Annotated in this window: 7 protein-coding genes; 4 read left to right on the top strand and 3 right to left on the bottom strand. The window is 56.4% G+C overall.

The window, feature by feature from the left end; genetic code table 11:
- Positions 1 to 286 precede the first annotated feature (286 nt).
- Complete coding sequence (locus CW742_RS05425; RefSeq protein WP_292417554.1) at positions 287 to 829, top strand: hypothetical protein; 543 nt, start codon at positions 287 to 289, stop codon at positions 827 to 829.
- 76 nt (positions 830 to 905) lie between these two features.
- Positions 906 to 1,730 carry an ion transporter gene (locus tag CW742_RS05420; RefSeq protein ID WP_292417552.1) on the top strand — a complete coding sequence of 275 codons (825 nt, stop codon included), beginning with the start codon at positions 906 to 908 and terminating at the stop codon, positions 1,728 to 1,730.
- A 47-nt stretch (positions 1,731 to 1,777) separates the two neighbouring features.
- Here the strand turns inward: CW742_RS05420 and proS are convergent, their stop codons facing one another.
- From proS to CW742_RS05405, 3 genes are read right to left on the bottom strand one after another with little or no spacing between them, the layout of a single operon-like run.
- Complete coding sequence (proS, locus tag CW742_RS05415; RefSeq protein ID WP_292417549.1) at positions 1,778 to 3,214, bottom strand: proline--tRNA ligase; 1,437 nt, start codon at positions 3,212 to 3,214, stop codon at positions 1,778 to 1,780.
- Positions 3,215 to 3,225: 11 nt separating this feature from the next.
- The gene (locus tag CW742_RS05410; protein WP_292417546.1) at positions 3,226 to 3,792 is read right to left on the bottom strand and encodes a stage II sporulation protein M; all 567 of its coding nucleotides are present in this window, start codon (positions 3,790 to 3,792) and stop codon (positions 3,226 to 3,228) included.
- On the bottom strand, positions 3,785 to 4,651 hold the full coding sequence (locus CW742_RS05405; RefSeq protein WP_292417543.1) for a DUF63 family protein: 867 nt from the start codon (positions 4,649 to 4,651) through the stop codon (positions 3,785 to 3,787). Before CW742_RS05405 ends, CW742_RS05410 begins: the two co-directional genes overlap by 8 nt.
- A gap of 11 nt (positions 4,652 to 4,662) precedes the next feature.
- Between CW742_RS05405 and CW742_RS05400 the strand changes: the two genes are divergently transcribed.
- Both CW742_RS05400 and CW742_RS05395 read left to right on the top strand, forming a co-directional pair.
- A complete protein-coding gene (locus CW742_RS05400) occupies positions 4,663 to 5,742 on the top strand; it encodes an NAD(P)-dependent glycerol-1-phosphate dehydrogenase (protein ID WP_292417540.1) in 1,080 nt (359 codons plus the stop codon).
- Positions 5,743 to 5,752: 10 nt separating this feature from the next.
- Entirely contained in the window at positions 5,753 to 6,199 is a 447-nt protein-coding gene (locus CW742_RS05395; RefSeq protein ID WP_292417536.1) for a UPF0179 family protein, read from the top strand.

The following is a 6,199-nucleotide window of genomic DNA, read 5'->3' as shown; positions in this document are numbered from 1 at the left end:
TCTCCACGAAATGCCGGTATCCCACGCCCTGCACCCGGCCTTTGGCAATAGCGGTTATCCGCTCCATACCCATCTTTTCTGACGATCTGCAGTCATAAATGTTGGCATTTACACTCGTTGATGAACACATTGACCGGCGGAAAACAACGGCAATTAATCCCAGTCGTCCTTCCTTTGGCTCACCGGCTTTCTCTTCACGTCTCCGTTGGATTTTTGTACAGAGTAACATGTTTTTATAGGATACAGTCCCCACTTTATCGCAGCATACAGGCAGAGGTACCCGGCCTTGAGATACCGGTTTTTTATCATTGTGACGCTCCTTGTTGCAGCCGTTTTCCTTGCAGGTTGCACCGATGAGGAACATTCGCCGATCGCAGAAACGCTCTCAGCGGAGCCTGCCCTTCCGGGCCAGGCCCTGGTCCTCGTCGGCGATGTGACCGGGGACGGTCTGGCAGGGGGCACCATCGATACTATTGATATCACGGTTGCCCTTGTCCCGGGCGCACGACCTATAGACATGGAGAAGATTTCAATAGTCTATGCCGATACCATCAAGACGGAGACCCTTATTCCGGTGGAAGGTTACTGGGGTAACCCCCCCCAGGGCTGCTGGGGGATCCTGAACGTGGTGGGCCAGGTCGGCGACCAGAACAGCAGGATTGAGGACCGGGAGCAGTTCGTGATCCGGCTCAACCCGCGGGCATACCTTCCCGCAAAACGGATGGCTGTCATCGTGGTCCGTGCTCCGGCAGTCGCAACACCCCTGACTATACGGCGGTTTGCCCCGGCCGAGATTGTAGCGCAGGGCAATATCCTCACTCCCCCGTGATGGTTGGGGAACCAAAACCCATTCTCTTTTATGGTTTGATGCCGGATTACCGTTACCTGTACTGGTGGCTTCATCCATGGACCCCGGAAAGAGTGCAACCCTCGATATGCAGGAGATGAAAGATCCCGGCTACGAGATCTTCATCATCCTTGTCTCCATCCTCTCTGTTGTCAACCTCGTTGTCTCATGGTTCCCGGGCCTGGACCCGGATGCAGTCCGGGTCCTGGAGGTCATTAACTTCTTCTTAACGATTATCTTCCTTTCTGACTTCATCTTCCGTCTCGTGACCGCGGAGTCAAAAGCCCATTACTTTTTCCGGAACTGGGGATGGGCAGACCTGCTCGCAAGCATTCCGGCGCTGCGAATCCTCCGTCTCTTCCGGATCTTCAAGGCATACCGGCTCCTGCATAAGTACGGGGCAAGAAACATCCTCAGGCAACTGAAAAAGCACCGGGCTGAAAGCGTCCTGTTTATCGTTGTTTTCTGTGTCATGCTCGTTATCGAGAGCGGTGCGTTCCTCGTCCTCACGGCCGAGCGTGCCTCGCCGGATGCCAATATCCACTCGGCATCCGAGGCAATGTGGTGGGTGTACGTGACCATCACGACGGTAGGATACGGGGACCACTACCCGGTAACGAATGCCGGGCGGATGGTGGGCATCATGGTGATGACCATGGGAGTCGGGCTCTTTGGGACTCTCGCTGGTTATATCGCCAACAAGCTCCTGACACCGGATCCTGACGAGATTTCAGAAGAGAAGGATCAGAACGGGGGGAGCGATCCTGCACTTGCAGAGATCCGTGATGCGATCCAGGAACAGAACCGGCAGCATGCAGATCTGGCTGCCCGCCTGGATCGGATCGAGAAGCGACTCGATGAACAGCCGCCAAAAGGGAGCTGAGTTTTAGGACTCCTGTCACACACTTGCCAAAAAAAAGGGATAAATAATCAGTAGGTTCTTCCTACGAGAGTGGCTTTGCCCGGCTTACCGCACACAATACACTTCCCATCGGTTGCCGCAACATAGGGCGACCTTACTTCTGTCCCGAGGATGGAAGAGTTTGCTTTCTCCTCGATGGCATCACCGCATTCGCGCTCGCGGCACCAGTGGACGACAGCAACCTTCCCGTCATTTAAGGCAGTATTGAGGGCATCCATTGAGTCAACGGAGCAGAGGTGGGACTTCGTATGCTCCTCGGCCTTGGCGCGAATCCCGTCGGTAATCTCCGCAAGCACCCGCGTCACCCCGTCGCAGACTGTAGCAAGCTCGAGGGATGTCTTCTCCCCCGTCCGCTTCACGGCCATCACTTTTCCGTTGTCAATATCCCTTGGCCCGAGTTCGAGCCGGAGGGGCACCCCCCGGAGTTCCCACCAGTAGTACTTGGCACCGGGACGCATGTCCCGGGTGTCCATCTTCACCCGGAACCCGGCAGCCTTCAGGTCGGATTCCAGTTTCTTTGCTGCAGCGAGAACATCCTCGTGGCGCTTTCCAATGGTGATCGGGACAATGACTGCCTGGACGGGAGCAACAGCGGGGGGAAGGACGAGCCCCTTGTCGTCACCATGCAGGGAGAGGAGGGCGGCGATCGACCGCTCTGATATCCCGTAACAGGTCTGGTTGGCGAGCTGCTGCTCCCCGTTCTTGTCCTCGAAGTTGATGGAGAAGGTCTTCGAGAAGTGCGTCCCGAGATGGTGGACAGTCCCGATCTGGAGGGTACGACCGTTGGGCATGATGGCGTCAACCGCGATCGTGTAATCGGCACCCGGGAACTTATCCCAGTCCGGCCGTTTCGAGATGGTGATGGGGATACAAAGGCCGTCGTAAAACTCTTTGGTGAGCCCCAGCTCGTACTCGCATTGGGCTTCTGCCTCATCCCACGTGGCGTGGACCGTGTGGGACTCCATGAACGAAGTAATCTCGCGGAGGCGGATGAGGGGCCGGGTCTGCTTGGTCTCGTACCGGAACGTGTTGACGATCTGGTAGTACTTCATCGGCAGGTCAGCGTGTGAACGGAGCCAGAGGGCGTACATCGGGTAGATCGCAGTCTCGCTCGTGGGCCGGAGGGCAAGTTTGACGTCGAGCGGGGTTGTTCCCCCGTGCGTAACCCAGTAGACCTCATTCTCGAAGCCCTTGATGTGCTCGGCCTCCTTCATGAACTCCTGCTCGGGAATGAGCAGCGGGAAGAGCGTCTCCTCATGGTCGCGGTCAAGGAGTTCCCGGAGCCGGTTATAGACAAACTTGCGGATTGCAAACCCGTACGGGTACCAGACGTACAGCCCCTTAACCGGGTAGCGGACATCCATGATCTCGGCCCGCCAGAGAATATCATTGAACCATCCGGAAAAGTCCTGCTTTGTCGGCAGGGTGCCTGTATCGTCGTCCATCTCGTGTCCTCTTAAGCTACTAATTGTATGATAACCGGCGTAATAAAAGCCTCGACACATGCGGCGATGGCAATAAGCGGGAGGACGGAGAGCACAAAGAGCCTTCCGTACCTGGCAGCCTCTTTCCCGGTATCTCCCTCACCGTACCATTCTGCAATAAGACCCTGCGCAAGGAGTATCCCGAGTGCCCCCGCGATGATGAACGCCGGGATCTCGAAGATCCCGTGCGGGATGAGGGCGGCAGCGACAAACAGCGGCGAGTGGGTTTCGTGGACAATCTCCATGATCGCCCCGATGACGATGCCATTTAAGCTCATGATAAAGATGGTCAGGATCCCAAAGGACGCCCCGCCAAGGAAGAGGAGGATGCAGGCCCCGAGGTTGTTCCCGAACAGCTTGGCGCACATGTCCACCGGGTTGTCCTTGGTGATCTCTCCGGCAACTTCCTTGGCAAAAAGGTCCATGAGCTGCTCGCCTATGGCAGGATTCTGGGCAGATCCGATCCACCCGACACACATGGTGGAAAAAAAGAGGAGGAGCGTGATTATCAGGGCGTTGGTCATCGGGGAGTTAGACATAGAGGACCATCCGGACCATGTCGCGGACACCGGGTGCAAATCCGACAACAATCATCGCCAGCAGCACGAGGTGCCAGAATGCCGTGTTTGCCTCCTTTCGGTAGAGCTGCATGATGTAGATTGCCGGGAAGAGGACGATGAGTTTCAGGGGGTACATGATGAACGCTGTGCCGGTCAGTTCGATGAGGTGAAAGCCGACAACATGCTGCTCAACGTACTGGAGAGTCGGGTGGAGGTCGATCCCGAAGCTCGTGGCGCTGGCATCGAGGAGCTGCCCGAAGAGGAGGGTGATGTACAGCGGGTCATTGACATACTCCCACCGGCAGACATAGCGCATGAACGCCCAGACAAGGGCCGTTGCCACAACAGTCATGAGCGGGATTATTCCGAGCACGTAAAAATCGATACCATGGTGAGTCGTGCTCCAGGCAATAAGGATGAGCGAGGCAACAACGACAGCGAAGGTACCTGCCCAGAAATAGAATGTAAGGTAGTGCTTCGTGAGTCCCTGGAGCGTGAGGTACCGCGAGAGGAAGAGCATGCCGATGGTAAAGAAGAAGAGGACGAAATAGATGAGCGGGGTTATCAGGAGATACTTGAAATCGCCGGTGATCATGCCGGTATCTTCGATGACCCGCATGACACCCCCGAGAATCACATAGGGGATGGTCGAAAGGATGAAGGTGGCGTCGATGGTAAACCCGATATCCGAGAGCCACGTGGACGTGGATAACCAGCGGTACAGCAGGTAGACACCAACGACAAGGATAAGGGCGTAGGTCAGCGTGTCGACAACATTATAGGGTTGGCCAAGCCTGATGGGATCGATGTAGTATTTGTAGATGAAATCACTAATCATCCATGATTACAATGAGCGCAGATGCAATAAAATTACTCAAAGAGAAGGTCTTTGACAAGTCCCGGTGGATGCAGCTGCCCCGCGACGTTGTGATCGGCCATGACGTCTTCCAGCAACTGCCCTCGGTCTGCGATGACCTGAAACTGGGGAAGAAAGCGCTCCTGATCTCGGGAAAGAGTACCATGGAACTTGCCGGGAACCGTGTCCGGGAGGTTCTATTAAGCAACCGGTCCATTGTCCCGTTCTTTGCCGAAGAGATCAGTCTTCCCCTCATCAAGAAAGCCGAGATGGCAGCTGCAGATGCGGATTTCCTTATCGGTGTCGGCGGCGGAAGGGTCATCGATACCGCAAAGATCGTCTCATACAACCTTGACCGCCCGTTCATATCCGTCCCTACAGCGGCATCGCATGACGGGATCGCCTCGGCCCGGGCATCGGTAGCCGTTGAAGGGGGGCATTCCTCGCTCCAGGCCCATCCTCCCCTCGCCATCGTGGCAGACACCGCGATCATCGCACGTGCCCCCCATCGCCTGCTTGCAGCCGGGTGTGCGGATGTCATCTCCAATTACACGGCCATCCTCGACTGGGAACTCGCCCACCGGGTGAAAGGCGAGCAGGTGAGCGAGTATGCAGCCGCCCTCTCGAAGATGACCGCGGAGATTCTCGTGAAGAATGCCCCTCTCATTAAACCGTCCAGCGAGGAGTCAGCATGGATCGTAACGAAAGCGCTCGTGTCCAGCGGGGTTGCCATGAGTATTGCCGGGTCATCGCGCCCGGCAAGCGGCGGGGAGCACAAGTTCTCCCATGCCCTTGAACGCCTCGCCCCGGGAAAGGCACTCCATGGCGAAAGCTGCGGGATTGGCACAATCATCTCGATGTACCTCCATGGCGGTGACTGGAAGGGAATCCGTGCATCGCTCAAGAGTATCGGGGCGCCGGTTACTCCAAAAGATGTGGGCATTGACGATGCAACGGCGGTGGAGGCGCTCCTGATGGCAAAGGATATCCGTCCCGAGCGCTTTACCATATTCGATATGGGGCTGACCCGCGAATCGGCAGAGAACCTGGTGCAGATGCTGTATATGGAATGAGGTGGCTGGCATGACGGACGCAAAGACAAAAGTGACCCTGGTCGGAACGGTGCTTGCAAAGCCGGGGACAGAGTTCATCTACGAAGGTGAGGTTGCCGAATGCGGGACGTGCAAGGTGAAGAAGGCCTGCAATAACCTGCAGAAAGGAAGGAAATACCGTGTTGTCACGGTCAGGACAACCCACCACGACTGCACAGTGCACCTCAATGGTGCAACGGCGGTTGAGGTGATGGAAGCCCCCATCACCCTCATGATCAGCCCTGAGATGGCGATCATCAACTCCAAGATCAAACCGGAATTTTCCTGCAACCGGCATGACTGCCGGAGTTTTGACCTCTGCCGCCCCGAAGGTGTTGTCGAGGGGGAAAAATACATTGTGGTGGATGTCCTGGGCAATGCTCCGGATATCTGCGATAAAGGCCGTGTGCTGAAGCTTGTGGAGATCAAGCCGGCGTAA

It is taken from the genome of Methanoregula sp. (assembly GCF_002835825.1).
Classification (GTDB): Archaea; Halobacteriota; Methanomicrobia; order Methanomicrobiales; family Methanospirillaceae; genus Methanoregula.
Note: the sequence above shows the minus strand (reverse complement) of the source record. Positions and strands in the feature narration are given on the sequence as shown.